The sequence below is a fragment of the Pseudomonas sp. LA5 genome, from assembly GCF_028640825.1.
GTDB classification, from domain to species: Bacteria; Pseudomonadota; Gammaproteobacteria; order Pseudomonadales; family Pseudomonadaceae; genus Chryseomonas; species Chryseomonas aestiva.
In genome coordinates this window covers 246,130-272,254 of the sequence record NZ_JAQYZY010000051.1, presented here as the reverse complement: position 1 = coordinate 272,254, position 26,125 = coordinate 246,130, and the positions used below count along the sequence as shown (strand labels likewise).

22 protein-coding genes are annotated in these 26,125 nt (G+C 67.8%); 10 read left to right on the top strand and 12 right to left on the bottom strand.

From position 1 onward, the window contains the following. Positions 1-6 precede the first annotated feature (6 nt). The 4 genes from ybeY to PVZ72_RS18975 form a co-directional block, all read right to left on the bottom strand. Entirely contained in the window at positions 7-462 is a 456-nt protein-coding gene (ybeY, locus tag PVZ72_RS18990) for an rRNA maturation RNase YbeY (protein ID WP_158896205.1), read from the bottom strand. After that, positions 452-1,468: a PhoH family protein gene (locus PVZ72_RS18985; RefSeq protein ID WP_273862712.1), complete on the bottom strand. Its 1,017-nt coding sequence runs from the start codon at positions 1,466-1,468 to the stop codon at positions 452-454. The genes ybeY and PVZ72_RS18985 overlap by 11 nt, the downstream gene beginning before the upstream one ends. Before the next feature lie 100 nt (positions 1,469-1,568). Then, the gene (gene miaB / locus PVZ72_RS18980; protein WP_093251001.1) at positions 1,569-2,942 is read right to left on the bottom strand and encodes a tRNA (N6-isopentenyl adenosine(37)-C2)-methylthiotransferase MiaB; all 1,374 of its coding nucleotides are present in this window, start codon (positions 2,940-2,942) and stop codon (positions 1,569-1,571) included. An 86-nt stretch (positions 2,943-3,028) separates the two neighbouring features. Next, positions 3,029-3,436: a Rid family hydrolase gene (locus PVZ72_RS18975; RefSeq protein ID WP_273862753.1), complete on the bottom strand. Its 408-nt coding sequence runs from the start codon at positions 3,434-3,436 to the stop codon at positions 3,029-3,031. Between the two features lie 116 nt (positions 3,437-3,552). On the opposite strand from PVZ72_RS18975, the gene PVZ72_RS18970 reads away from it, so the two are divergent. Together PVZ72_RS18970 and PVZ72_RS18965 are read left to right on the top strand one after the other, a co-directional pair. Then, on the top strand, positions 3,553-4,476 hold the full coding sequence (locus PVZ72_RS18970; protein ID WP_273862711.1) for a LysR family transcriptional regulator: 924 nt from the start codon (positions 3,553-3,555) through the stop codon (positions 4,474-4,476). Between the two features lie 64 nt (positions 4,477-4,540). Beyond that, a complete protein-coding gene (locus PVZ72_RS18965) occupies positions 4,541-4,876 on the top strand; it encodes a DUF1820 family protein (RefSeq protein WP_007159644.1) in 336 nt (111 codons plus the stop codon). Positions 4,877-5,030: 154 nt separating this feature from the next. Here the strand turns inward: PVZ72_RS18965 and PVZ72_RS18960 are convergent, their stop codons facing one another. The 4 genes from PVZ72_RS18960 to PVZ72_RS18945 form a co-directional block, all read right to left on the bottom strand. Then, positions 5,031-5,576, bottom strand: a complete 546-nt coding sequence (locus tag PVZ72_RS18960) for a tetratricopeptide repeat protein (protein WP_027597185.1) — start codon at positions 5,574-5,576, stop codon at positions 5,031-5,033. Positions 5,577-5,915: 339 nt separating this feature from the next. Next, positions 5,916-7,202, bottom strand: coding sequence for a glutamate-1-semialdehyde 2,1-aminomutase (gene hemL / locus PVZ72_RS18955; RefSeq protein ID WP_273862710.1), 1,287 nt, complete (start codon positions 7,200-7,202; stop codon positions 5,916-5,918). A 20-nt stretch (positions 7,203-7,222) separates the two neighbouring features. Next, on the bottom strand, positions 7,223-7,852 hold the full coding sequence (gene thiE, locus PVZ72_RS18950) for a thiamine phosphate synthase (protein ID WP_273862709.1): 630 nt from the start codon (positions 7,850-7,852) through the stop codon (positions 7,223-7,225). Beyond that, positions 7,849-8,646 carry a hydroxymethylpyrimidine/phosphomethylpyrimidine kinase gene (locus PVZ72_RS18945; RefSeq protein ID WP_273862708.1) on the bottom strand — a complete coding sequence of 266 codons (798 nt, stop codon included), beginning with the start codon at positions 8,644-8,646 and terminating at the stop codon, positions 7,849-7,851. Before PVZ72_RS18945 ends, thiE begins: the two co-directional genes overlap by 4 nt. Positions 8,647-8,826: 180 nt before the next feature. On the opposite strand from PVZ72_RS18945, the gene PVZ72_RS18940 reads away from it, so the two are divergent. From PVZ72_RS18940 to PVZ72_RS18910, 7 genes are all read left to right on the top strand, one after another. Next, entirely contained in the window at positions 8,827-10,560 is a 1,734-nt protein-coding gene (locus PVZ72_RS18940) for an ABC transporter ATP-binding protein (protein WP_133859952.1), read from the top strand. Continuing rightward, complete coding sequence (locus PVZ72_RS18935; RefSeq protein WP_273862707.1) at positions 10,557-12,302, top strand: ABC transporter ATP-binding protein; 1,746 nt, start codon at positions 10,557-10,559, stop codon at positions 12,300-12,302. Before PVZ72_RS18940 ends, PVZ72_RS18935 begins: the two co-directional genes overlap by 4 nt. A 72-nt stretch (positions 12,303-12,374) precedes the next feature. Continuing rightward, entirely contained in the window at positions 12,375-13,847 is a 1,473-nt protein-coding gene (gene amn, locus PVZ72_RS18930; RefSeq protein WP_273862706.1) for an AMP nucleosidase, read from the top strand. A 590-nt stretch (positions 13,848-14,437) separates the two neighbouring features. Further along, positions 14,438-15,601, top strand: coding sequence for a type III PLP-dependent enzyme (locus PVZ72_RS18925; RefSeq protein ID WP_158896225.1), 1,164 nt, complete (start codon positions 14,438-14,440; stop codon positions 15,599-15,601). A gap of 181 nt (positions 15,602-15,782) precedes the next feature. Continuing rightward, the gene (locus tag PVZ72_RS18920; protein WP_273862705.1) at positions 15,783-17,999 is read left to right on the top strand and encodes a TonB-dependent receptor; all 2,217 of its coding nucleotides are present in this window, start codon (positions 15,783-15,785) and stop codon (positions 17,997-17,999) included. Between the two features lie 61 nt (positions 18,000-18,060). Beyond that, positions 18,061-18,744: a Fe2+-dependent dioxygenase gene (locus PVZ72_RS18915; protein ID WP_273862704.1), complete on the top strand. Its 684-nt coding sequence runs from the start codon at positions 18,061-18,063 to the stop codon at positions 18,742-18,744. After that, on the top strand, positions 18,729-21,233 hold the full coding sequence (locus tag PVZ72_RS18910) for a sulfite reductase flavoprotein subunit alpha (RefSeq protein ID WP_273862703.1): 2,505 nt from the start codon (positions 18,729-18,731) through the stop codon (positions 21,231-21,233). Before PVZ72_RS18915 ends, PVZ72_RS18910 begins: the two co-directional genes overlap by 16 nt. A gap of 8 nt (positions 21,234-21,241) precedes the next feature. Here PVZ72_RS18910 and PVZ72_RS18905 read toward each other — a convergent pair whose 3' ends face one another. From PVZ72_RS18905 to zapE, 3 genes are all read right to left on the bottom strand, one after another. Next, positions 21,242-21,691: a DMT family transporter gene (locus PVZ72_RS18905; RefSeq protein ID WP_241495391.1), complete on the bottom strand. Its 450-nt coding sequence runs from the start codon at positions 21,689-21,691 to the stop codon at positions 21,242-21,244. 193 nt (positions 21,692-21,884) lie between these two features. Then, complete coding sequence (locus tag PVZ72_RS18900; RefSeq protein ID WP_273862702.1) at positions 21,885-22,748, bottom strand: MBL fold metallo-hydrolase; 864 nt, start codon at positions 22,746-22,748, stop codon at positions 21,885-21,887. 91 nt (positions 22,749-22,839) lie between these two features. Beyond that, positions 22,840-23,940 carry a cell division protein ZapE gene (gene zapE / locus PVZ72_RS18895; protein WP_273862701.1) on the bottom strand — a complete coding sequence of 367 codons (1,101 nt, stop codon included), beginning with the start codon at positions 23,938-23,940 and terminating at the stop codon, positions 22,840-22,842. A 160-nt stretch (positions 23,941-24,100) separates the two neighbouring features. On the opposite strand from zapE, the gene PVZ72_RS18890 reads away from it, so the two are divergent. Beyond that, on the top strand, positions 24,101-25,321 hold the full coding sequence (locus tag PVZ72_RS18890) for a pyridoxal phosphate-dependent aminotransferase (protein WP_273862700.1): 1,221 nt from the start codon (positions 24,101-24,103) through the stop codon (positions 25,319-25,321). Here the strand turns inward: PVZ72_RS18890 and PVZ72_RS18885 are convergent, their stop codons facing one another. Then, complete coding sequence (locus tag PVZ72_RS18885; RefSeq protein ID WP_273862699.1) at positions 25,322-26,104, bottom strand: hypothetical protein; 783 nt, start codon at positions 26,102-26,104, stop codon at positions 25,322-25,324. Between the last annotated feature and the right edge of the window lie 21 nt (positions 26,105-26,125).

Here is a 26,125-nt window from a genome sequence, read left to right as displayed (position 1 = left end):
TGTCTGTCATTCACCGTAGGGATCGGGGTAGCCCAGTTCAGCGAGCAATTGGCGTTCCAGTTCTTCCATCTCCTCGGCTTCGTCATCGTCCAGATGATCGTAGCCGAGCAGGTGCAGGCAGCCGTGGATGACCAGGTGCGCCCAGTGCGCCGCGGCGGGCTTGCCTTGCTCGGCGGCCTCGCGGGCCACCACGGGGGCGCAGATCACCAGATCGCCGAGCAGGGGGATGTCGAGGAATTCGTCCGGCACGTCGGCCGGAAAGGACAGCACGTTGGTGGCGTAGTCCTTGTGCCGCCAGGTGCGATTCAGCTCGCGGCCTTCGTCTTCGTCCACCAGGCGGATGGTGAGTTCCGAGTCGCCCTGGCGGGCGCGCAGGGCCAGTTCACACCAGCGGCGTAAGTCCGGCTCCTCGGGGAGGTCGGCCGCCTCGCTGGCGACCTGGACGTCCAGCTCAATCGCCATGGCGATCCTCTCCCTGAGCACGCGGCCTGTCCTGCAGCGCCTCGAAGCGGTCGTAGGCCTCGACGATGCGCTGTACCAGCGGGTGGCGCACCACGTCCTTGGATTCGAAGTGGGTGAAGCCGATGCCGGGCACGTCGCGGAGGACCTCGATGACGTGCTTGAGGCCCGACTTGGTGCCGCGCGGCAGGTCGACCTGGGTGACGTCACCGGTGATCACCGCGGTGGAGCCGAAGCCGATCCGGGTCAGGAACATCTTCATCTGCTCGAGGGTGGTGTTCTGACTTTCGTCGAGAATGATGAAGCTATTGTTGAGGGTGCGCCCGCGCATGTAGGCCAGCGGCGCGACCTCGATGACCTGGCGCTCGATGAGCTTGGCCACCTGCTCGAAGCCGAGCATCTCGTAGAGGGCGTCGTACAGCGGGCGCAGGTAGGGGTCGATCTTCTGCGCCAGGTCGCCGGGCAGGAAGCCGAGCTTCTCGCCGGCTTCCACCGCCGGGCGCACCAGCAGGATGCGACGGATCTGCTCGCGCTCCAGGGCGTCCACGGCGCAGGCCACGGCCAGATAGGTCTTGCCGGTACCGGCCGGGCCTATGCCGAAATTGATGTCGTGATCGAGGATCGACTTGACGTAGCGCTGCTGGTTGGCGCCACGCGGGCGGATCATGCCCTTCTTGGTGCGCAGGGCCACGCTGGTGTCGCCACCGCTGCGGTGCTCTTCCTGGAGGGCTTCCAGGCCGGATTCCTGCAGATAGAGGTGGACCAGTTCCGGGGCCACCGCGGTGCCGCTGGCGGTCTCGCGATAGAGGCGCTGCAGGAGGTTCTGGGCCGCGCGGGTGCGCTCGGGATCGCCGACCAGTTCGAACTGGTTGCCGCGATTGCGGATCTCGATGCCGAGGCGGCGTTCGAGCTGGCGCAGATTTTCATCGAGCTGGCCGCACAGGTTGGCGAAACGGTCGGCATCGAAGGGTTCGAGGGTGAAATGCTGGAGCGTCTGGGGGGTATTCAAGGTGTGCTGGGAAACCCTTTGGATTGGCTTTACGAAATCTTGACGTAGCTTGAGAGTAACCTGCGTCGCGCCCTTGGCAAAGGGCGCGTGCGACCATCCATCAGGCCAGCGCGACGGCGACGGGCGGGCGCGCACCGCTGGCGACGGGGGCCAGCAGGGTGCCGCGCAGGGAGTGCGGCAGGGCCTCGTCGATGTGCACCTGGACGAACTGGCCGATCAGGCTGGCATCGCTGCAGCGGAAGTTGACGATGCGGTTGTTCTCGGTGCGGCCCTGCAGCATGCCGGGATCGCGCTTGGAGAAATCGCTGACCAGGATCGTCTGGACGCTGCCGGCCATGCGCCGGCTGATCTCGAAGCCCTGCTGGTGGATGCGCGTCTGCAGGATCTGCAGGCGCTGCTTCTTGAGCTCGTCGGGGGTGTCGTCGACCAGATCGGCCGCCGGGGTGCCGGGGCGGGCGCTGTAGATGAAGGAGAAGGAGAAGTCGAAACCGACGTCCTCGATCAGCTTCATGGTCTGTTCGAAGTCTTTCTCGGTCTCGCCGGGGAAGCCGACGATGAAGTCCGAGCTGATGCAGATGTCGGGTACCGCCGCCTTGAGCCGGCGGATGCGCGACTTGTATTCCAGCGCCGTGTGGTTGCGCTTCATGGCCGCCAGGATGCGATCCGAACCGGCCTGCACCGGCAGGTGGACGAATTTCACCAGCTCCGGGATCTCGGCGTGGGCCTGGATCAGGGCGTCGGAGAATTCCAGCGGGTGCGAGGTGGTGTAGCGGATGCGGTCGATGCCGTCCACCGCCGCCACCACATAGAGCAGTTCGGCGAAGTCGGCGATGCGCCCGTCGCCGGTGGCGCCACGATAGCCGTTGACGTTCTGGCCCAGCAGAGTCACCTCGCGCACGCCGTGCTCGGCGAGGTGGATGATCTCGGCGAGGACGTCGTCCAGCGGCCGGCTGACCTCTTCGCCACGGGTATAGGGCACCACGCAGAAGGTGCAGTACTTGCTGCAGCCTTCCATGATGGAGACGAAGGCGCTGGGTCCGTCGATGCGCGGCTCGGGCAGGCGGTCGAACTTCTCGATCTCGGGGAAGGAGATGTCCACCTGGGGCGCCCGGGTGGTGCGCGCGGCGTCGATCATCTCCGGCAGGCGATGCAGGGTCTGGGGCCCGAAGACCACGTCGACATAGGGGGCGCGGTCACGGATGGCAGCGCCTTCCTGGCTGGCCACGCAGCCGCCGACGCCGATCACCAGGTCGGGATTCTCCAGCTTGAGTTCGCGCCAGCGACCGAGCTGGGAAAACACCTTTTCCTGCGCCTTCTCGCGGATCGAGCAGGTGTTGAGCAGGATGACGTCGGCCTCGGCCGGATTCTGGGTGACTTCCAGCGGCTCCCGTTCGCCGAGCAGGTCGACCATGCGCGACGAATCGTATTCGTTCATCTGGCAGCCATGGGTTTCGATATAGAGCTTCTTGGACATGCGCGGCAGGGAGTCGGTGGCGAGTGGACCGCGCATTATAATGATGGCCTTCCGCACGGGGAAGAGCCGCCCGGAAGGCGGTCGGCCTAGGCCTGGGCAGCGCCCTCCGGCAGCCGGGCGATGACCTTGATCTCGAAGCGAAAGCCGGCCAGCCAGGTGGCGCCGACCGCGGTCACCGTCGGGTAGGGCGCCGTGCCCCAGTGCTCCAGCAGCACCGGCCAGATCCGTTCGAAGCTGGCTTCGGCATCGACCATGAACAGGGTGACGTCCACCACGTCGGCAAAGGCGGCGCCGGCCGCGGCAAGGACGGCGTCGAGATTGGTGAAGGCCAGGCGGACCTGGTCTTCCAGCTCCGGCTCGGGCGAACCGTCGGCGCGGCTGCCGACCTGCCCCGAGACGAAGAGAAAGCCGTTGGAACGGATGGCCGGCGAATAGCGGTGCTGTTCGTAGAGGGCGTGGCGCTGGGCGGGAAAGACGACGTCGCGGGTCATGATGGGGCTCCGTTAGGGATCGCTGGAGCCACCTTAGGCGCCGTCCGCCAGGGGATAAACCCGGCCAGGCGGTCAGCATTGTTTGTACAATCCAAACAATCCCCTGTTCAGGAATCGGCATGGATCTGTTCGCCACGATGCAGACCTTCGTGCGGGTGGTGGAAGCCGGCAGCTTCACCCGCGCGGCCGAGACCCTCGGCCATAGCCGCACCCGCGTCACCCAGCAGGTGCAGCAGCTGGAAGCGCACCTGCAGGTGCGCCTGCTCAATCGCACCACCCGGCAGGTGCAGGTCACCGCCGACGGCGCGGCCTATTACGACCGCTGCCTGGGCGTGCTGGCGGCGGTGGACGATGCCGAGACGGGGCTTTCGGTGGCCACCCGCACGCCCCGTGGCCGCCTGCGGGTGGACGTGCCCAGTCCGCTGGCGCGGCTGATCCTGATCCCGGCCCTGCCGGACTTCTTCCAGCGCTATCCGGACATCCAGCTGGAGCTGGGTGTCAGCGATCGCCAGGTGGATCTGATCGGCGACAACGTCGATTGCGTGATCCGCGGCGGGCGCATCCGCGAGCAGTATCTGGTGGCCCGGCCGCTCGGCGCGCTGCGGCTGGGTTGCTATGCCGCGCCGGCCTACCTTGCCACCCAGGGCACGCCGGTTCATCCCGCCGAGCTGGCCGAGACGCCACACCGGGTGGTGCGGTTTCTCTGGGGGGCGGGCAAGGGCTTTCCCTACGCCCTGCAACGAGGTGCCGAGCGTCTGGAGCTGCAGAGCCGGCACAGCCTGGAGGTGGACGACGGCAACGCCTGCCTGGCGGCGGGGCAGGCCGGCCTCGGGGTGGTCTGCCTGCCGCATTACCTGGCGGCAGCGGCCATCGCCCGTGGCGAACTGGTCAGGCTGTTCGCGGACTGGCAGGTGGCGCCCATGCCGCTGTATCTGGCCTTCGCGCCCAATCGTCACGTCAGCGCCAAGTTGCGGGTCTTCATCGACTGGGTGAGCGCGCTGGTCGCCGAGCGGGCCTGGCTGGAAACCCCAGGCGACGGCTGACGGGAGTCGAGGCCGGCGTGCTATGCTCGCCGCCCTCTTTTCACCGTCGAAACCCGCCGCCGCCATGAGCTCATCCCCCAGCAAGCCGGCCATCTACAAGGTCATCTTCGTCAACCAGGGCCAGGTCTTCGAGATCTACGCCAAGCAGATCTTCCAGAGCGATCTCTGGGGCTTCCTGGAGATCGAGGAGCTGGTGTTCGGCGAGCGCACCCAGGTGGTGGTGGATCCGAGCGAGGAAAAGCTCAAGGCGCAATTCGAAGGCGTGGTGCGCAGCTTCGTGCCCATGCACTCGATCATCCGCATCGACGAGGTGGAGCGCCTGGGCCAGCCCAAGATCAGCGAAGCCAAGGGCGGCACCAACGTCATGCCGTTTCCCATGCCCATGCCCGACAAGCCCTGAGAGCCTGCCCAAAGTCCGCTGCGCGTCGGCCAAATGGCGTTGAAAATGGCTTCGGAATGCTCATTTACTACTTGTAAACTCCGCTTCCTCAGCCATTTCCGCCTTGTTTGTCTCTAGCTCGCAAGACTTTGAACAGGCTCTGCCGGGCTCGCCGTCAGTTCTGCGGCGGCTGGAAGGGATTGAGGTTGCCCGCGGTCTGCATGTCCTGCAGATAGTCGCGAAAGATCTGGCCCAGCACCTGGGTGGCCATCTCCAACTCGTCCCGGCGCATCTGGGCGCTGACCAGGTCGGCGGTGTCCATGGCTTCGTCGTTGCCATTGATGGCGGCCATCTTCAGCACGATGTAGGCCTGGATGTTGTTGGGCGGTACGCCCTCGCCGCGAAAGAACATGTTGCCGAGGCGATTCTGCGCATCGGCATTGCCCTTGAGCGAGGCCTGCTCGAACCACTGGCGCGCCTGGTTGAGATCCTTGGGCGTCTGCTTGCCTTCGTAGTAAAAGTCGCCGAGTTCGTACTGCGCCTGGGAATCGCCGTCGTGGGCGATCTGCTGGCAGCGGGCGATCGCCTGCGCCAGGGCTTCGTTGGCCAGATTCAGGTTGCAACGGCTGGTGCTGGGGACGAGCAGCGAATTGCCTCCGGCCAGGGCGACCAGGGGCATCAGAATCAGGGCTGCGCACAGGGTACGACCAGCGCGGTGCATGAAGCGCCTCCACAAGCGAGGCAGGTTCGGAGAACCCGGTCGGCGAAACGCGCCGACATCTCATTATGGGTCAAGCCGACGCACGCTTTCAAAACCTTTACGCGCAACGGCGGAACTTTTTTACCTGTGACGCCGGCCACTCAACTAGGTGTGAGGCCGGCAGGGCAGAGAGGTTCCGCAAGCGGGACGAATGACACCTAGGCTTTGCCTGAAAAGGCCTGTGCTCGCCCAGGCTTCGTTAAAATTCGTTCGGAATGCTCATTTACCACTCGTAAACTCCGCTTCCTCACGAATTTTTGTCTTGCCTGACCTTCGCTCGGCGACTTTTCAGCCAAAGCCCTAGTCCTTGAAGGTGGCGAAGGCGCGCTCGGCGGCGTCCAGGGTGATGCGCAATTCCTCGTCGCCGTGGGCGATGGAGGTGAAGCCGGCTTCGAAGGCGCTGGGCGCCAGGTAGACGCCACCGTCCAGCATCAGGTGGAAGAAGCGCTTGAACCTCTCGCTGTCGCTGGCCATGACATCGCTGAAGGTGACGATGTCTTCGGCGCCGCTGAAGTAGAGGCCGAACATCCCGCCCGCCTGGGTGGTGACGAAGGGCACACCGGCGGCATCGGCGCGGTCCTGCAGGCCCTGCAGCATCCGCGTGGTGTAGTCGGTCAGCTCGGCGTGGAAGCCGGGACGGCGGATCAGTTGCAGGGTGGTGAGGCCGGCGGCCATCGCCAGCGGATTGCCCGACAGGGTGCCGGCCTGGTAGACCGGGCCGAGCGGGGCGATCTTTTCCATGATCTCGCGCTTGCCGCCAAAGCAGCCCACCGGCATGCCGCCGCCGACGATCTTGCCGAAGGTGGTCAGGTCCGGACAAATGCCGTAGTGCGCCTGGGCGCCGCCCAGCGCGACGCGGAAGCCGGTCATGACCTCGTCGAAGATCAGCACCACGCCGTAGCGGTCGCAGAGGTGGCGCAGCCCTTCCAGGAAGCCTGGCGCGGGCGGTACGCAGTTCATGTTGCCGGCCACCGGCTCGACGATGATGCAGGCGATCTGGTCGCCGACGTTCGCCAGGGTTTCTTCCACTTCGCCCAGGTCGTTGTAGGCCAGGGTCAGGGTGTGCTGCGCGAAGGCCGCCGGGACGCCGGGTGAGCTGGGCACGCCCAGGGTCAGGGCGCCGGAGCCGGCCTTGACCAGCAGGCTGTCGGAGTGGCCGTGGTAGCAGCCCTCGAACTTGATGATGGTGTCGCGCCCGGTGTAGCCGCGCGCCAGGCGGATGGCGCTCATGGTGGCCTCGGTGCCGGAGCTGACCATGCGCACCATTTCCATGGACGGCACGATCTCGCAGATGAGGTCGGCCATGGTGGTTTCCAGGGCGGTCGGCGCGCCATAGGAGAGGCCGTGTTCCAGCTGGCGGCGCACGGCATCGAGCACGTCCGGATGGCTGTGGCCGAGGATCATCGGACCCCAGGAACCGACGTAGTCGACATAGCGCTTGTCATCCTCGTCGACGATGTAGGCGCCCTGGGCGTGCTTGAAGAACAGCGGCGTGCCGCCGACGCTCTTGAAGGCGCGGACCGGCGAGTTGACGCCACCGGGGATGTGGCGCTGGGCTTGGTCGAAGAGTTGCGCGGAGCGGGACATAGAGGTCTCCTTGAACGGGATCAGGCCGCGAACAGCCGGGCGAAGGCGCGCGCGCGGCGCTCCACCTCGCCCGCGTTGGCGGCGGCAAATAGACTGTGGACGACGGCGAGCAGATCGACGCCGTGGGCGAGCAGGTGCGGGGCGTTGTCCAGGGTGACACCGCCGATGGCGCAGACGGGCAGGGCGAAGCGGCGGCGGGCCTGGTCGAGCAATTCCAGGGGCGCTGGCGGGGCATCCGGCTTGGTGCTGGAGGCGAAGAACCGGCCGAAGGCCAGGTAGCTGACACCAGCCTGGACTGCAGCCTCGGCCAGTTGCAGGCTGGCGTGACAGGTGCCGCCGAGAATCGCCTCCGCGCCCAGTGCGGCGCGGGCCGCGACCAGGGAGCCGTCTTGCTGGCCCAGGTGCAGGCCGACGCCCAGCTGGCGGGCCAGGGCGAGGTCGTCATTGATGATCAGGTTGGCGCCATGCTGCTGGCAGAGCTCGGCCAGGGCGGCGGCTTCGTCCTGGCGGCGGCTGGCGTCGCCTGACTTGTCGCGGTACTGCACCAGCCGGGCTCCGCCCTGCAGCGCGGCTTCGACATAGGGCAGCAGGCGACCCTCGGCGAGCAGGGCGCTGTCGGTGATGGCATAGAGGCCGCGCAGCGGGCTCATGAGCAGAAATCCAGCGGCAGGCGGCGCGGCACGTACTGGCCGCGCCCGGGGCGTTCGGCGTCTCTCAGGGTGCGCCAGGTGTAGTCCAGGGCGCTGCGCACCGCACTGGGCAGGGCTTCGCCCAGCGCCAGGCGCCCGGCCAGGGTGCTGGCCAGGGTGCAGCCGGAGCCGTGGTAGCTGCCGGGCAGGCGCTGGCAGACGTGGGTCTCGCAGCCACCGGCACGGTCATAGAGGCGGTTGTGCACCTCGTGCTCCTCGCCATGACCGCCGGTGATCAGCAGGTGGGCGCAGAAGGGCAGCAGGCGCTCGGCGCACTCCTCTGGAGTGCCTTCGGGCAACTCGGCGAGGATGCGTGCCTCGGGCAGGTTGGGGGTGGCGATGGTGGCGCGCGGCAGCAGCCGCTCGCGGATGGCGTAGCCGACCTCGTCCTTGCCCAAGGCGCCGCCGCCACCGGCGCGCAGCACCGGATCGCAGACCAGGGGGACGCCGGGCAGGGACTCCATGATCTCCAGCACCGTCTCGACCATCTCCACCGAACCGAGCATGCCCAGCTTGACCGCCGCCACCGGCAGGTCGGCGATGATCGCCCGCGCCTGGGCCAGCACCCACTCGCGATCCAGCACCCGGAAGTCATGCACGTCGACGGTGTCCTGCACGGTCAGGGCAGTGACCGCCGGGGCGGCATGGCAACCCTGGGCGAGCAGGGCTTCGATGTCGGCCTGCAGCCCGGCGCCGCCACTCGGATCGTGGCCGGACAGGCAGAGGACGACAGGACGTTGGGGTTCGAGGGTCATGGGCGTCAGCCTAGCAAAGGGAAAAAGGGGCGCAGCGGCCGGGTGCCGCAGGGAGTGGCACCCTACAACGACCTTGCGCCCTGCGCCACCCGTTGACATGGGACCCGGATCGGGACGAAGGAACTCCGCGGCCGGTTGGGTAGCCGATATACTGCACCTTTGCTCGGGTAAGGCGGTTCTATGGCGTTGTGGCGGTTGTTGCGTGATTTCTTCCTGCGCCAACGGCGTGCCTACGGGACTGCCATCCTCTGCCTGCTGGGCGTCGGCCTGCTCAACCTGACGCTGCCCTGGTGGATCGGCAAGGCCATCGACGCCCTGCGCGCCGGCGAGCTGGATCAGACCGGCCTGCTCTGGCGCGTCGCCCTGATCGTGGCGGTCGGCTGTGGCCTCTATGTGCTCCGCTATCAGTGGCGGGTGCGCCTGTTCGGCACCTCCTACCAGGTCGGCGTGGAGCTGCGCGACGCCTTCTTCGCCAAGCTGGCGCGGCTGGACCCCGGCTTCTTCCAGTCCAGTCGCACCGGTGACCTGCTGGCCCGCGCCACCCAGGACATCGACGCCGTGGAGACCGCGGCCGGCGAAGGGGTGCTGGCCAGTTTCGATGGCATGCTGACCCTGCTGCTGGTGCTGCTGGCCATGTTCATCGGCATCGACGCGCCCCTGGCCGCCCTGGCGCTGTTGCCCTTTCCCTTCATGGCCTGGGGTTTCTATCGCGTGGCGCGGCGGGTGCAGCAGCGCTTCGGCCTGGCGCTGGCCGGCTTTTCCGCCCTCAACGACCGCACCCAGGAAGCCTTGAGCGGCCTGCGCATGCTGCGCCAGCATGCCTTGATCGAAGCCGAGCTGGACGACTTCGACGCCCGCGCCCGCAGCGTGGCCAAGGCCGACTACCAGGTGCAGCGCACCGAGGCGCGCTACGAGCCGATCATCTTCGTCGCCCTGAGTCTTGCCACCCTGCTGACCCTGGTCATGGGCAGCTGGCGCTATCTCGACGGCCACATTACCCTCGGCCAGCTGACCAGCTTCAGCCTCTATCTGGTGCAGCTGATCTGGCCGATGTTCGCCATCGGCTGGTGCTTCAACCTGCTGCAGCGCGGCGAGGCCGGGGCCCGCCGGCTGGAAGAGGTGTTCGCCGTCACCGAGCGCATTCGCGACGAGGGCACCCGGACGCCGCCGGACCAGGCCGATCTGTCGGTCTATATTCCGGCCTTCACCTATCCCCAGGCGCGTCAGCCAGCCTTGCAGGACGTGGTCATCGACCTGCCCGCCGGCGATACCCTGGGCATCGTCGGTGCCACCGGCAGCGGCAAGAGCACCCTGCTGCGCCTGCTGCTGCGCCAGTTTCCGCTGGAGCAGGGCAGCATCCGCCTGGGCGGGGTGCCGCTGGAGGAGTATCGGCTGGGCGACCTGCGCGCCCAGTTCGCCTATGTGCCCCAGGATCCCTTCCTGTTCGCCCGCACCCTGGGCGAGAACGTCGCCCTCAGTCGTCCCGATGCCACCGCCGGGGAGATCCGCGAAGCCCTGGACGCCGCCGCCTTTGCCACCGATCTGGCGGCGCTGCCGCACGGGCTGGATACGCCGGTGGGCGAGCGCGGCCTGACCCTCTCCGGTGGTCAGCGCCAACGGGTGGCCCTGGCGCGGGCGTTGCTCTCGCCCGCGCCCATCCTGCTGCTGGACGACACCCTCTCGGCGGTGGATACCGCCACCGAAGCCCGCTTGCTCAAGACGCTGGCCGGGCTGCAGGGACGTACCACCCTGATCGTCAGCCACCGTCTCTCGGCCGTACAGCACGCCGACGAGATCATCGTGCTCGACCAGGGCAGCCTGGTGGAGCGGGGTCGCCATGGCGAGCTGCTCGCCGCCGGGGGGCTCTATGCCCGACTGTGGAATCTTCAACAGGCGGAGGAGGCCAGCCAATGACCAGGACGCGCGTGCTTTCCCTGCTGCTCAAGCCGGTACTGGCCAATCCGCGCAAGCTGGCCGGCACCCTGGCGATCCTGGTCGTGGCCACGCTGTTCGACGTGCTGGGGCCCTGGCTGACCAAGCACTACCTCGACAACTACCTGGTGCCCCACGACCTGCGCCTCTGGCCGCTGGTGGGCCTGGTCGCCGCCTATGTGGTTTCCCAGGGCCTGGCCGCCTATGGCCGCTATCTGCAATCGCTGAGATTCGCCGAGATCGCCATGGACGTGGTGCTCCTGCAGCGGCGCCGGCTGTTCCGCCATGTGCTGAGCCTGCCGCAGAGCTTCCACGATCGTACCGCCACCGGCGAACTGGTGGCGCGCGTCACCAACGACACCGATGCCCTGCGCGAACTCTATGTGGCCTTCCTCGGCAACATGGTCGGCAACATCGTGCTGCTGATCGGCATCCTGGTGGCCATGGCGCTGCTCGACGTACGCCTGATGGCCATCGCCGTGCTGCTGATCCCGGCCGCGGTGCTGATCGTCTGGGCCTACCAGCGATACAGCGGGGCGGCGGCCATGGAGGTGCGGATGCTGCGCGCCGAGCAGAGCGCCCGCCTGGGCGAGGCCATCGGCGGCATGGGTCTTCTGCAGGCCTTCAACCAGACCGAGCGCTTCCGCCAGGATTTCCAGCGCCTCAACCAGGCCCAGTACGGCGCGCGCATGCGCACCATCCGCGTCTCCGGGTTGCTGCTGCGCTCGGCGCTGGACCTGGTCAGCGTGGCGGTGCTGGCGGTGCTGCTGCTGGTCTACGGGATGGGCCATCTGCAGGGCGGCGCCGAGATCGGTGTGCTCTATGCCTTCGTCACCTACCTGGGGCGGGTGACCGAGCCGCTGATGGACATCACCCAGAGATTCAACCTGTTCCAGCAGGCCACGGTGGCCGGCACCCGGCTGCTGCACCTGCTGGAAGAGAAGCCGGCATTGAGTGGCGAAGATGACCGGCCCATCGCGACCGCGCACTTCCACCTCGACGCGGTGCGTTTTCGCCATGCCGGCGCGGGTCACGACACCCTGCACGGCATCGACCTGGACATCGCTCCGGGCACCTTTCTCGGTATCGTCGGCCCCACCGGCAGCGGCAAGTCGACGCTGCTCGACCTGCTCGCCGGACTGCAACCGGTCACCGGCGGCCACCTCTGCCTGGACGGTCGCGAACTGGGCACGCTGACCCCGGAAGTGCTGGGCGCCGCCCTGGCCAGCGTGCCCCAGGAGCCCTTCATCCGTTCCACCAGTCTCAGGGACAACCTGCTGCTGGGCAGCCAGGTGTCGGATGCGCGGCTGCGCGAGGCCCTGGCTGCCGCCCATATGGACGACCTGGTGGCGCGGTTGCCGGAAGGCCTGGATACCCTGCTGGGCGAGCGTGGCTTCACCCTGTCCACCGGCGAGCGGCAGCTGCTGGCGCTGGCCCGGGCGCTGTTGCGCGAACCCAAGGTCCTGCTGCTCGACGAGGCCACCGCCAGCATTGACAGCGCCACCGAGGCACGGCTGCAGGGGGCGCTGGACGAGTTGCGTGGCCAGGTCACGCTGATCGTGGTGGCGCACCGGTTGTCCACCATCCGCCATGCCGATCGCATCCTGGTGCTGCGTGATGGCCGCAAAGTGGAGGAGGGCAGTCACGAGGCCTTGCTGCAGCGGCCCGACGGCCACTATCGCCGGCTGTGGGAGCAGCACGCCCAGGGTGACAAACCCCTATGAGCCGTCACAGCCGTTGTCACCCAGGGGTGTTAGGGTGTCAGCTATAGCCAGCGCCCCAACAAGGAAACCTGCATGACCTCCGTATCCGAGGATTTCACCGCCGTTGCCACCGCCAGCGAGGCGGTCGACCGTCTTGCGGCTCTGCACGACGAGGCCACCCAGGCCCTGGGTGCCGCCCTCAAGCGCTATCTCAAGGATCGCGTCGAACCCAGCGCCGCCGAGCGCGAGCTGTTCCGCTACCCCGAGATCCGCATCCGCTATCGTGCTCCCGGCGTGCCGCCGGCCACCACCCGCGCCTATGCCAAGATCCAGCTGCCCGGCACCTATGTGGCCACCGTGACCCATCCGGCGGCCTTTCGCGGCTATCTGCTGGAGCAGCTCGAGCCGCTGATGCGCGACTACGACCTCCAGGTTGAGATCGGTCGCAGTCGCCAGGACATCCCCTATCCCTATGTGGTGGAGCAGGGCGACGAACTGGCCGGCAGCGGCGTGACCGCCGCCGAGCTGGCGCGGGTCTTCCCCAGCACCGATCTCTCCGCCGCCCACGACGACATCGCCGACGGCCACTACGACTGGGAGCGCATCGATCCGCTGCCGCTGGCCCTGTTCGATGCCGCCCGCACCGACTTCTCGCTGAGACGCATCGTCCACTACACCGGCAGCGACTGGCGCCACGTGCAGCCCTGGATCCTGCTGACCAACTACCATCGCTACGTCGACCAGTTCATCCAGCACGGCCTGGAACAGCTGCGCAGCGATCCGCGCTTCGAGCGCCTGGTGCTGCCGGGCAACGTCATCATCGAACGCGACATGGACCCCACCGAGGCCCAGGCGGTCATCGCCGCCATCGCCTGGCACCGCTTCCAGATGCCGGCCTACCACCTGATCGCCGGTGACGGCCATGGCGTCACCCTGGTCAACATCGGCGTCGGCCCGTCCAACGCCAAGAACATCACCGATCACCTGGCGGTGCTGCGTCCGCACTGCTGGCTGATGATCGGCCACTGTGGCGGCCTGCGGCAGTCGCAGACCATCGGCGACTACGTGCTGGCCCACGCCTACATGAGACGCGACGGCATCCTCGACCGCGTCGTGCCACCGCACATCCCCATCCCGGCGCTGGCCGAGGTGCAGGTGGCGTTGCAGGAAGCCGCCGCCAATGTCACCGGCGAACGCGGGGAGGCGCTCAAGCGTCGCCTGCGCACCGGCACCGTGCTGACCTACGACGACCGCAACTGGGAGCTGCGCTGGGCCCAGGAACGCCCGCTGATCAACCTGGCGCGCGCGGTGGCGGTGGACATGGAGAGCGGCACCATCGCCGCCCAGGGCTATCGCCTGCGGGTGCCCTACGGCACCCTGCTGTGCGTGTCCGACAAGCCCCTGCACAGCGAGATCAAGCTGCCGGGCTCGGCCAACGCCTTCTATGCCCGCGCGGTGAGCCAGCACCTGGCCATCGGCATCGCTGCCCTGGACCAGCTGCGCACCCAGCTCGACTCCCTGCACTCGCGCAAGCTGCGCAGCTTCGACGAGCCGCCGTTCCGCTAAGGCGCTGGGGTTGGGCGGGTTGGGCTTCGCTGCGCTCAACCCAACCTACGGCGAGGCGCCTGAATCGAAGGTGGCCTGGCATCGCTCGGATGACCCCCTCTCCCCCTGGGAGAGGGTTGAGGTGAGGGTGCACTTAGGCACCGAACGCCCCAGTGGAAAAGGCTGCGCCGTTTTCCACGCTACGGTGCCATGCCCGCGATGGCGCAACTCCATCGCCAACGCCCGACGATGACGTCGTCCGGCCTCCCCATTTCTCCCTGTCATCGCTCCCCAGGAACATCTCGGCGCCTGCTCCGGTCGGTTGCAGGAGAGGGGTGAGTCCGCACGCGTCACCGTTCGGTAAAGATCATGGATTTAACATTGATCTTCAGGGCGTCTGGCCCTAAAGTTCGCGCCCGAACGTCCATGCTGGAAACGATCCATCCGGCTCAAGTACCGACGACGAGACAGCGAGGTCAACGCCAGTACGCGTTGACCTTTTTGCTTTCGGCGATGTGCCTTGGGAAGTAGGCGAACCAAAGTGGGGAAACGGATTAGGCGTTCAGAACACCCCCTCCTTCAATTTGTTCTGCCCATCGGGAGTCCGACGCATGTCCATCAAGGTCGAAGATTACTATTCTCGCGAAACCTTCCAGAAGATGAAGGCCTTCGCCGACCAGCAGGAAACCCCCTTCGTCGTCATCGACACCGCCACCATCGGCCGGGCCTATGACGATCTCGTTGGCAACTTCCCGTTCGCCAAGATCTATTACGCGGTCAAGGCCAACCCGGCCATCGAGATCACCGAGCTGCTGCGCGACAAGGGCTCGAACTTCGACATCGCCTCCATCTACGAGCTGGACAAGGTGCTGTCCACCGGTGTCGAGCCGGAGCGCATCAGCTACGGCAACACCATCAAGAAATCCAAGGACATCCGCTACTTCTACGAGAAGGGCGTGCGCATGTTCGCCACCGACTCCGAGGCTGACCTGCGCAACATCGCCAAGGCCGCCCCGGGCTCGCGCATCTATGTGCGGATCCTCACCGAAGGCTCCAACTCCGCCGACTGGCCGCTGTCGCGCAAGTTCGGCTGCCAGCCCGACATGGCCCTGGACCTGCTGATCCTGGCCCGTCAGCTGGGCCTGGAGCCCTATGGCATCTCCTTCCACGTCGGCAGCCAGCAGCGCGACATCGACGTCTGGGACGCCGCCATCGCCAAGGTCAAGGTGATCTTCGAGCGCCTCAAGGAAGAGGACGGCATCACCCTGAAGATGATCAACATGGGCGGTGGCTTCCCGGCCAACTACATCCATCGCACCAACAGCCTGGAGACTTATGCCGAGGAGATCATCCGCTTCCTCAAGGAAGACTTCGGCGACGAGCTGCCGGAAATCATCCTCGAGCCGGGCCGCTCGCTGATCTCCAACGCCGGCATCCTGGTCAGCGAAGTGGTGCTGGTGGCGCGCAAGTCGCGTACCGCCGTCGAGCGCTGGGTCTACACCGACGTGGGCAAGTTCTCCGGCCTGATCGAAACCATGGACGAATCCATCAAGTTCCCGATCTGGACCGAGAAGAAGGGCGAGATGGAAGAAGTCGTTATCGCCGGTCCTACCTGTGACAGCGCCGACATCATGTACGAGCACTACAAGTACGGCCTGCCGCTGAACCTGGCCAGCGGTGACCGCCTGTACTGGCTGTCCACCGGTGCCTACACCACCAGCTACAGCGCGGTGGAATTCAACGGCTTCCCGCCGCTGAAGGCCTTTTACCTCTAAGGGCTTTCCGCGTCGATCGAGCCCGCGTCCCGTCAGGGACGCGGGCTTTTTCATGGCTGGTGAAAAGCGCTGTGTCAGACGCTTTTCCGGATTGTTAAGAATAATTTACATTCGCTATGGATTTGATAATCGTTTGCAAATAGAATCGCGCCGCATTCACATAAGGAGGCGGCTCGCCATCATGTCCAAGGAAATGTCCTCGCTGTCCCAGCGTCGTCTGCTGGTTTCTACCTTCAGTGTCGCCGTCGCTTCGCTGTCCCTCGGGGCGCAGGCCCAGGGCGCCAAGGAGCCGGTGACCCGACTGGAAAGTCTGACCATCGAAGGTCAGGCGCAGCAGGAAGGCTTCAAGGCCGAGCAGTCCGCCTCGCGCAAGTACACCGCGCCCCTGCTGGACACCCCGCAGACCGTGACGGTGGTGCCGGCGCAGGTCATCCAGGATCAGCAGGCTCTGAGTCTGAGATCGGTGCTGTCCAACGTGTCCGGCATCACCTTCAACGCCGGCGAGGGTGGTGGCGGCTCCGGCGACAGCATCAATATCCGCGGCTTCAGCGCCAACTCGAACATCCAGATCGATGGCCTGCGCGACAGCACCCAGACCAACCGCACCGACACCTTCAACCTGGAATCGGTCGAGGTCATCAAGGGCCCCAATTCGGTGTTCGGCGGCGCCGGCACCACCGGTGGCTCCATCAACCTGATCAGCAAGAAGCCCCAGGAGCGCCAGTTCACCCGCATCGGCGCGGGCCTCGGCACCGACAGCTATCGCCGCCTGACCCTGGACACCAACCAGCCGCTGCAGGGCGTGGGCACCGACAGCGCCTTCCGGCTGAACCTGATGGCCCACGAGAACGATGTGCCCGGCCGCGACCAGATTGATCGCGAGCGCTGGGGCATCGCGCCGTCGCTGGCCCTGGGCCTGTCGGACGATACCCGCCTGACCCTGAGCTACTTCCACCAGACCGACAACAACCAGCCCGACTACGGGGTGCCGGCGCTCAACGGCAAGCGCCTGGGCGGGGTGGATCGCGATGCCTATTTCGGCTTCCAGAACATCGACAAGGAAGACATCAACAACAATGTCTTCACCGTGGAGCTGGAGCATCGCTTCAACGACAACCTGAGTCTGCAGAACCTGACCCGCTACAGCCGCATCGAGCGCGACGTGGTGATCTCGGCGTCCCACGTCAACCTGGGTGGCGTCGCCGCGGGCCGCTATCGCCCGGCCGGTCCCCAGGGCTATGGCCGCGACGTGACCTCGGAGATGTGGATCAACCAGACCAACCTGACCGGCAACGTCGACACCTTCGGCCTGGGGCATTCCTTCGTCCTGGGCGCCGAGTTCTCCCGCGAGGACTACGACCGCGACACCTACAGCTATGGCCTGACCTTCCCCGCTGCCGGCTACTCCCTGGCCGCGCCGCCGGAGCGCTATGACGGCGCCACCGACAAGCAGACCTCGGCCATCGCCAACAACGTGCTGATCGACAAGGCGCTCTATGCCTTCGACACCATCGCCCTCAACGACTACTGGGATCTGAACCTGGGTCTGCGCTACGACTGGTTCGACGGCGACAGCGATACCACCCCGGTTGCCAACGGCGTGCGCGGCAGCAAGACCCGCCTGAGTGCCGATGACGCCAAGCTGAGCGGGCGCGCCGGCCTGGTGTTCAAGCCGGCGCCGAACGGCCGGGTCTACGTGGCCTATGGCACCTCCTTCAATCCCTCGGCGGAAAGTCTGACCTCCACCGGCGCCGGTCTGAGCGCGGCCAACCAGGATCTGGGTCCGGAAAAGAACAAGACCTGGGAACTGGGCACCAAGTGGGAATTCCTCGACAAGCGCCTGGAGCTGGACGGCGCCCTGTTCCGCGTCGAGAAGAGCAATGCCCGGGAGACCCTGGCCGATGGCAGCACCGCCCTGGCCGGCAAGCAGCGCGTGCAGGGCATCGAACTGGGCGCCACCGGGCGGATCACCCCGCAGTGGAATGTCTACGCCAACTTCACCTTCCTCGACAGCGAGACGCTCAAGGCCGCCGACACCCTGGACGGGCGCAATCGCGAAGGCCAGGCCCTGGCCAACACCCCGCCGCGTTCGCTCAATCTCTGGACCACCTATGAGCTGCCGGCCGGTTGGCGGGTGGGCTATGGCGCCCGCTATGTCAGCGAGCGCAACGTCACCTCCAGCAACGACGGCGCCAAGCTCGACGACTACTGGCTGCACAACGCCATGGTCGGCTATCGCGTCAATCGCAACGTCGACCTGCAACTCAACGTCAACAACGTCTTCGACAAGGACTATGTGGAGCGGGTGCGCTCGCAACTGGGCGTGAGCACGAGATCGTCGGCCATCGAATACGGCGATGCCCGTTCCGCCATCCTGACCGCGACCTACAGCTTCTGAGGTCGCCTGCAGCAACCGAAGCCCTGCCTGCGCAGGGCTTTCGGCGTTAGAGGGAATCACCATGATGATCAGCGTTCCGGGCGTGCTGACGCCCGAGCAGGTAGGGGAGTGCCGCCAGCGGCTGGAGGCGGCGGCCTGGGCCGATGGCCGACACACGGCCGGTTTCCAGTCGGCCATGGCCAAGGACAATCTGCAGCTGCCGGCGGACGAGCCGGCGGCGCGCGCGGTGGGCGAGCTGATCCAGCAGGCGCTGGCGCGGCATCCGCTGTTCGTCGCCGCGGCGCTGCCGGCACGGGTGTTTCCGCCGCTGTTCAATCGCTACCAGGGCGGCCAGTCCTTTGGCCTGCACGTGGACAATGCCCTGCGGCCGCTGCCGGATGGCAGCGGCTACCTGCGCACCGATCTGTCGGCCACGCTGTTCTTCTGCGAGCCGGACGAATACGACGGGGGCGAACTGGTGGTGGAAGACACCTATGGCGCCCACAGCGTCAAGCTGGCGGCCGGCGATCTGATCCTCTATCCGGCCAGCAGCCTGCACCGGGTGCTGCCGGTCACCCGAGGCGCGCGGCTGTGTTCCTTCTTCTGGATCCAGAGCCTGGTGCGCGATGCCGGTCAGCGCAGCCAGCTGTTCGAACTCGACCAGGGTATCCAGCGGGCGGCCGCCGAGCTGGGGCAGGGCCATGAGGCCTGCCTGCAGCTGACCGGCGTCTATCACAACCTCCTGCGCCAATGGGCTCAGCCCTGATCCGCAGGGGCCTCTTCCAGCTGCACAGCCTGCTCGGCCTGGCCGCAGGTCTGGTGCTGGTGGTGCTGGGCGTGACGGGGGCGCTCTACAGCTTCCAGCTGGAATTGCTGGAGCTGCTCAATCCGCCGCCGACCGCCGCGACGCCGGATCGGCGTCCGCTGACGCTGCCGGAAGTGCGGCAGCGCCTCGTGCCGCCGGACCGGGAGTTGAGCTTCGTTTCCAGCATGGCGGGGGAAGGCTACGGTCTGCTCGGCCTGGCACCGGCGAAGGGTCAGGGGCGTCCCGAGGTGCAGCTGTTCGATCGCTACACGGGCGAGGTACTAACGGCGCCCCGCGGCCAGGGGTTCTTTCGCCTGATCCTGGACCTGCACCGCTCCCTGGCCCTGGGACCGGTGGGCAAGGCTCTGACCGGCGCCGCCACCCTGATCCTGCTGGTGCTCTGCCTGTCCGGCCTCTACCTGCGCTGGCCGCGCCAGGTTCGGCGCTGGCGCACCTGGCTGACCCTGGACTGGGGCCGTCAGGGGCGCAGTTTCCATTGGGACCTGCACGCCGTGGCCGGCACCTGGTGCCTGCTGCTCTATCTGCTGGCGGCGCTGACCGGCCTCTACTGGTCGTACGGCTGGTACCGTGAGGCCGGCGAGCGCCTGCTGGGCGCCGCCCCGGAGCCCCGGATCTCGGGGGTGGTGGCGCGCCAGGACGTGGACCTGGACGCGCTCTGGCGAAGCTTTCGGCAGGAGACCGGCGGACGGGTGGAGGGCTACGGCCTGCTGCTGCCCAATCCGGCGCGCAAGGTCAGCCATCTCACCCTCTGGTACCTGCCCGACGATGCCGAGCATGTCCGTGCCCTCAATCGCATCGTCTTCGACGGCGCGGGGCGGGTGCTCGATCATCGCCGCTATCGCGAGCAGCCGCTGGGCGCTCGGTTGCTGCTCAGCGTCTATGCCCTGCATTCGGGCGAATACTTCGGCCTGGCGGGGCGGGTGGCCCTGCTGCTCGCCAGCCTGGCCATGCCGCTGTTCATAGTGACCGGGCTCTGGCTCTATCTGGATCGCCGGCGCAAACGCCGCCAGGCGCGCCAGGCGCAAAGCGGGCTGACACCCGCCGCGGCGGGCGCCGCCGACTGGCTGATCGGCTACGCCAGCCAGAGTGGCCAGGGCGAGGCGCTGGCCTGGCAGGCCGCCAGCCAGTTGCAGGCGGCGGGACTGAGCGCCGAGGTGGTCGCGCTGGGGCGGCTCTCGGTCGAGCGACTGCAGCGGGCCACCCAGGCGCTGTTCGTGGTCGCCACCCACGGCGACGGCGAGGCCCCGGATGCCGCGCGCGGCTTCGAGCGACGCCTGCTGACCCAGGCAGCCGCGCTGCCGGGCCTGAACTATGGGCTGCTGGCCCTGGGCGACCGTCGCTATCCGGCCTACTGCGCCTTCGCCCAACGGCTGGATGCCTGGCTGGGTGGGCAGGGCGCCCGGCCGCTGTTCGCCCCGGTGGAGGTGGACAATGGCGACGCCCAGGCACTTGCGCTTTGGCAGGCTCAGCTCCAGGCCCTGGGCGCCGCGCGTGCCGAGGCACCGCCCGAGCGTCCGCTGCAGTCCTGGCAACTGGCGTCGGTGCAGCGGCTCAATGCCGGCAGCCCCGGTGGAGCGGTCTTCGAGCTGCAGCTGTTGCCACCGCCCGGGAGCAGCTGGGCACCCGGCGATATTCTCGAGATCGCGCCACGCCAGCGTGCCGAACGGGTGGCGGCCTGGCTGTCGTCCCTGGGTCTGGCTGCGGACAGTGTGGTGACGCGCGAGGGCTTCACCCAGACCTTGGCCGTGGCCCTGGAAACCCTGCTGCTGCCGGAAGACCAGACCGCGCTGCGGGGGCTGGACGCCCAGGCCCTGCTCGACACCTTGAAGCCCCTCGCCGTTCGCCAGTACTCGATCGCCTCGCTGCCCGGCGAAGGGCCGTTGCGGCTGCTGGTGCGCCAGGCGCGCCAGGCGGATGGCCGCCTGGGCATCGCCTCCGGTTGGCTGACCACGGCGCTGCAGCCGGGTGACGTCGTGGAGGCGCGGCTCCGCGTCCATCCCGGCTTCCGACCACCGCTGGACGAGCGCCCGCTGATCCTGATCGCCGCCGGGACCGGCCTCGCGGGTGTACGCCCGCTGCTGGCGGCCCGTATCGCTGCCGGGCACAGGCGCAACTGGCTGCTCTTTGGCGAACGCACGGCAGCGCACGATGATTTCTACGGCACTGAATTGCAGGCCTGGCAGGCACGGGGCGAACTGGCCGGGCTGGACCGGGTGTTCTCGCGGGACGGCGACGGCTATGTGCAGGACCGCCTGCGGGCGCAGCGCGAAAGGCTGCCGGACTGGTTGGCGGCCGATGCCGTGATCATGGTCTGCGGCAGCCTGCCGGGCCTGGGGCGCGGCGTCCAGACCACGCTGCAGGCGCTGCTTGGCGAGGCCGAGGTCCAGCGCCTGATCGATCAAGACCGCTACCGCCGCGATCTCTATTAGGCCTGGACCTAGGCGCGGGCGATGCACCAGACGCCGGCACCGATCAGCACCACGCCGGCCAGCTTGCCGAGGGTCACCGGATCCTGGCGAAAGCCGGCCCAGCCGAAGTGATCCAGGCTCAGCGACATGGCCAGCTGCCCGGCGATCACCAGCGCCATGAACAGGGTGGCGCCGATGCGCGGACCGGCGAAGGCGGCCATGGCGATAAAGAACATCCCCAGCAGGCCGCCGCACCAGTGCCACCAGTGCAGTTCGCGCAGGGCACCCAGGGTGGGGACGCCACGCTGCCAGAGGGTCAGGCCCAGCAGGGCGAGCAGGCCGACCATGAAGGAAATGGACGCCGCGGCGAAGACGCTGCCGAGGTGCCGGGCCAGTTGGCCGTTGATGCCGGCTTGCAGCGGCAGGCAGGCACCGGCGATGAAGGGCAGGACGAGCAGCCACCAGACGGGCATCGACAGGACTCCAGGTGAAAGGGGGCGCGCAGTATGCCCCAGGGTAGGGCGAAACAGTCGTGGGGACGATTTCCGGTAGCTGTCCCTGACGCCTGTACTCAGCCGAAGGCCCCAGCAGGGGCCGTGTCAGCGCGGATTCAGGAATGATCGCTGGACCCGACGAGGAGGGCTGGGCGAGGGTGGCCCTGCCGCCCACTGCCTAGAAACCGTCGATGGGAATCTTCAGGTAACGGCGGCCATTGGCCTCGGCCGGCGGCAGGGTGCCGGCGCGGATATTCACCTGGATGGCCGGCAGGATCAGCGTCGGCATGGACAGGGTGGCGTCGCGGCGGGTACGCAGGGCGACGAAAGCGTCTTCGTCCACGCCATCGCGGACGTGGACGTTGAGGGCGCGCTCTTCACCCACGGTGGTCTCGTGGCGCGCTTCGCGGCCGGCGGGCGGATAGTCGTGGCACAGATAGAGGCGGGTGGCCTCGGGCAGGGTCAGCAGCCGGCGGATCGAACGATAGAGATCGCGGGCGCTGCCGCCGGGGAAGTCGCAACGCGCCGAGCCGACATCGGGCATGAACAGGGTGTCGCCGACGAAGACATGGTCTTCCTCCACCTGGTAGGCCATGTCGGCCGGGGTGTGGCCGGGCACGTGCAGGGCGCGGGCGCTCAGGGCACCGATATGGAAGACCTCGTCGGGCTGGAACAGGTGATCGAACTGGGAGCCGTCGAGGCGAAACTCCGGCTCCAGGTTGAAGACGTCCTTGAAGGCGCCCTGGACGCGGCGGATGCCTTCGCCGATGGCGATGCGGCCGCCCAGCTGCCGGCGCAGATAGGGCGCGGCGGAGAGGTGGTCGGCGTGGGCATGGGTCTCCAGCAGCCACTCCACGGTCAGCCCCTGGTCGCGCACGAAGCGGGCGACGCGATCCGCCGACAGGGTGGCGGTGCGGCCCGAATGCGGATCGTAGTCCAGCACCGAGTCGACGATGGCGCAGCGGCTGCCGGGTGCCTCGTAGATCACATAGGTGAAGGTGGACGTGGTGGCGTCGAAGAAGGGTTCGATGCGCGGAGTCATGACCGGGCCTCGTGAAGAGATGGGATGTCCCACCTTAACACGGGGCTCCGCCGCTCCGCGGCGTGCCTCGTCGCCGCAGGTCCGACCCGGCCTAGTAGCGCGCCTGCTGCATCTCCCTCAGGCGACTCAGGGTGCGGCGGAAGGGGAATTCCAGAAAGCCGCGGGTGTACAGCTGTTCCAGGGGTACGGCGGCATCCAGGTAGAGCGGGCGGCGGCGGTCGTAGGCTTCGTCGACCAGGGCGATGAAGCGGCGCACGGCGTCATCCTGGGGTGCCAGGCGGGGCAGTTCGCGGTCGCCGGCGAGGACCCGCGTCGCGCCGTCTTCGGTGCCGCGGGCGATCCGGCCCGCGCGGGGATCGCCGGACAGGCAGGGGACGTTGCCCAGCAACAGGGCGGGGAAGCGGGTACAGAGATCGATGTAGTCGGTGGTGGCCCAGGCGCCCTGGCAGAGCACGGCGAAGTCCAGCCAGATCGCGCTGGAGGCCCGCTGCACCACGGGCAGGGGGCGCTCGCCGAGGATCAGGGGCGCGGTCGTCACGGCTTCCCCCGGGGTGAGGCGGGCAAAGGTCGTGGCGAGGGCGGTGGGATCGTCCACCCAGAAGCGCGGTTCGGCTTGGCCTTCGTGCAGGCGGTGGTCCTGGCCGCCGTCCACCTCCAGCACGTCCAGTCGCGCCTGCAGCGCGGCGATGGCGGGCAGCAGGCGCTCGCGATTGAAGCCGCCGGCATAGAGCTGCTCGGGCGGCTGGTTGGAGGTGACCACCAGCACCAGGCCCTGGTCCAGCAGGGCGCGCAACAGGCCGCCCACCAGGATGGCGTCGCCGATGTCGCTGACGAAGAGTTCGTCGAAGCACAGCACCCGCACCTCGGCAGCCAGTTCCCGGGCCAGCACCTGCAGGGGATCGCGGGTGCCGCTGAGCTGGAACTGCCGCTGGTGCACCCAGCGCATGAAGTGATGGAAGTGCTGGCGGCGGGCGGGCACCGGCAGGCTGGTGTGGAACAGGTCCAGCAGCCAGGTCTTGCCACGCCCGACCGGGCCCCAGAGATAGAGACCGCGTGCCGGACGCCCGGCCAGCAGGTCGGCGTGACAGGCTTCCAGCTGGCGCGCAGCGCCTTCCTGGGCGACATCGGGCAGGCGGTCGCCCTGGGCCAGGGCGTGGCGGTAGGCGGCGAGGGGCGAGCGGGCATTGGACATGGTCGCCACTCTAGCGCCCGTGCGTCCAGCAGACCATGCCCCGGCGGAATGACGTGAGTCCTTTATAGCGTTTGAAGGCCGGCCGCGGCGGTTCGATAGTGCGAGACGACCCTGCCGGACGCCGCCGGCACCCGCTTTCATCTCTGCCTGGAGCCCTGTCATGGCCGCCGATTCCACCCTGCACCTCGCCCACTGCCTTGCCTCCGTGGGCGTCTCCGAGATCCTCAAGATCACCGAGCGGGCCAACGCCCTGCGCCGCCAGGGCGCCGATCTGCTGGTGCTGGGTGCGGGCGAGCCGGATTTCGATACCCCGGAGCACATCAAGGAAGCGGCGATCCAGGCCATCCGCGCCGGCCAGACCAAGTACACGGTGCTCGACGGCAGTCCGGCGCTCAAGGAGGCCATCCGCCGCAAATTCGCGCGGGAGAACGACCTGGTGTTCGCCCAGGACGAGGTGACCGCCTCGGCCGGTGCCAAGCAGGTGATCTTCAACGCCATGATGGCGACCCTGGACGCGGGTGACGAGGTGATCATCCCCGCGCCCTTCTGGGTGACCTATGCCGACATCGTCACCATCCTCGGCGGCACGCCGGTGGTGCTGCCGTGCCGTGAGGAGGATGGCTTCCGCCTGACTGCCGCGGCCCTGGAGGCGGCCATCACTCCGCGCACCCGCTGGGTGATGCTCAACTCGCCGTCCAACCCCTCGGGGGCGGCCTATGGCGAGGAACACTATCGCCCGCTGCTGGAGGTGCTGCTGCGCCATCCGCAGGTCTGGCTGATGGTCGACGACATGTACGAGCACATCCTCTACGACGGCTTTCGCTTCGTCACCCCGGCAGCGCTGGAGCCACGGCTGCGCGAGCGGACCCTGACCATCAACGGCGTCTCCAAGGCCTATGCCATGACCGGTTGGCGGCTGGGCTATGCCGGTGGACCCAAGGCGCTGATCCAGGCCATGGCCAGTGTGCAGAGCCAGGTGACCTCCTGCCCCTGCTCGGTCAGCCAGGCCGCGGCCATCGCCGCCCTGGATGGGCCGCAGGACATCGTGCGCGAGCGCTGCGAGCTGTTCCGCCAGCGGCGGGATCTGGTGGTGGATGCCTTGAACGCGGTGCCGGGTCTGTCGGCGAGGCGGCCCGAGGGGGCCTTCTATGTCTACGCCAGTTGCGCGGGGATAGTGGGTCGGCGGACGCCGGGCGGGGAGGTGATCGACAGCGACACGGCCTTTGCCCGCTACCTCATGGATGAGGGCGGGGTGGCGGTGGTGCCAGGCTCGGCCTTTGGCCTGGCGCCTTACTTCCGGGTTTCCTACGCCACCTCGCACGAGGTGCTGGAGGAAGCCTGCCGCCGGATCGCCGAAGCGACCCGGCGGCTGCTGGCCTGATCAGCCGGCCGGCGGAGCGGGGGGCGCCGGCGGTTGGTCACCCGGGGCGACCGGCTGGCCGCCGGGGGGCGGGGGCGGCGGCAGACGACCGGGACCGCGGGGTGCCGGCGGGGTGTCCAGGGTCTGCAGCGAGTTGGCGTCGGCGCCCAGGGCGCTGACCCGGAAGGCACGCCCCTGGGCATTGGCCACCAGCTCGCCGCGCACGGCCACGTTCTGACCCGGCTTGAGCAGCGCCTGCAGGCGCAGGGCTTCATGGGGCGGCAGGCGCAGGGCGGTACCGTCCTGCAGCAGGGCGCCGTTCACGTCGCCACGGGGACCGTGCAGCAGCTGGACGATCTGGCCCTGGAGGCTGTCACCATCGCGCTCGGCGCCAGGTGCCGGGGGCGCCGGCGGACGGCGACCGCCCACGCGATCCGGGCCTTCATCGGTGACCGTCTTGCCGGTCTGGACATTGGTCAGGGAGACCGCCTGGACCAGTGGCAGGCTGGCGGCGCGCAGGCCGGCGACGTTGATGCTGTCACCCGGCTTGAAGGTGGCGGCCAGTTGCTCGGACAGGTGCGGCGGGGTGTTGACCTCGGTGCCGTCGGCCAGGATCAGGCCATCGATATCGCCGCGGGGATTGAGCAGGAACTGCTTGAGCTGGCCCTGCTGGGTGGGAATCTGGGCGCTGGCCGCGGTGGTGGTGGCGGTGCTGCCGGCGGGTGCGGTCTGTGCCAGGACGAGGCCGCTGACGGACAGCAGGGCGAAGGTCCCGATCACGAGGGTTTGGGTCTTGGTAGGCATGGATGACTCCTGCGGTGGTTG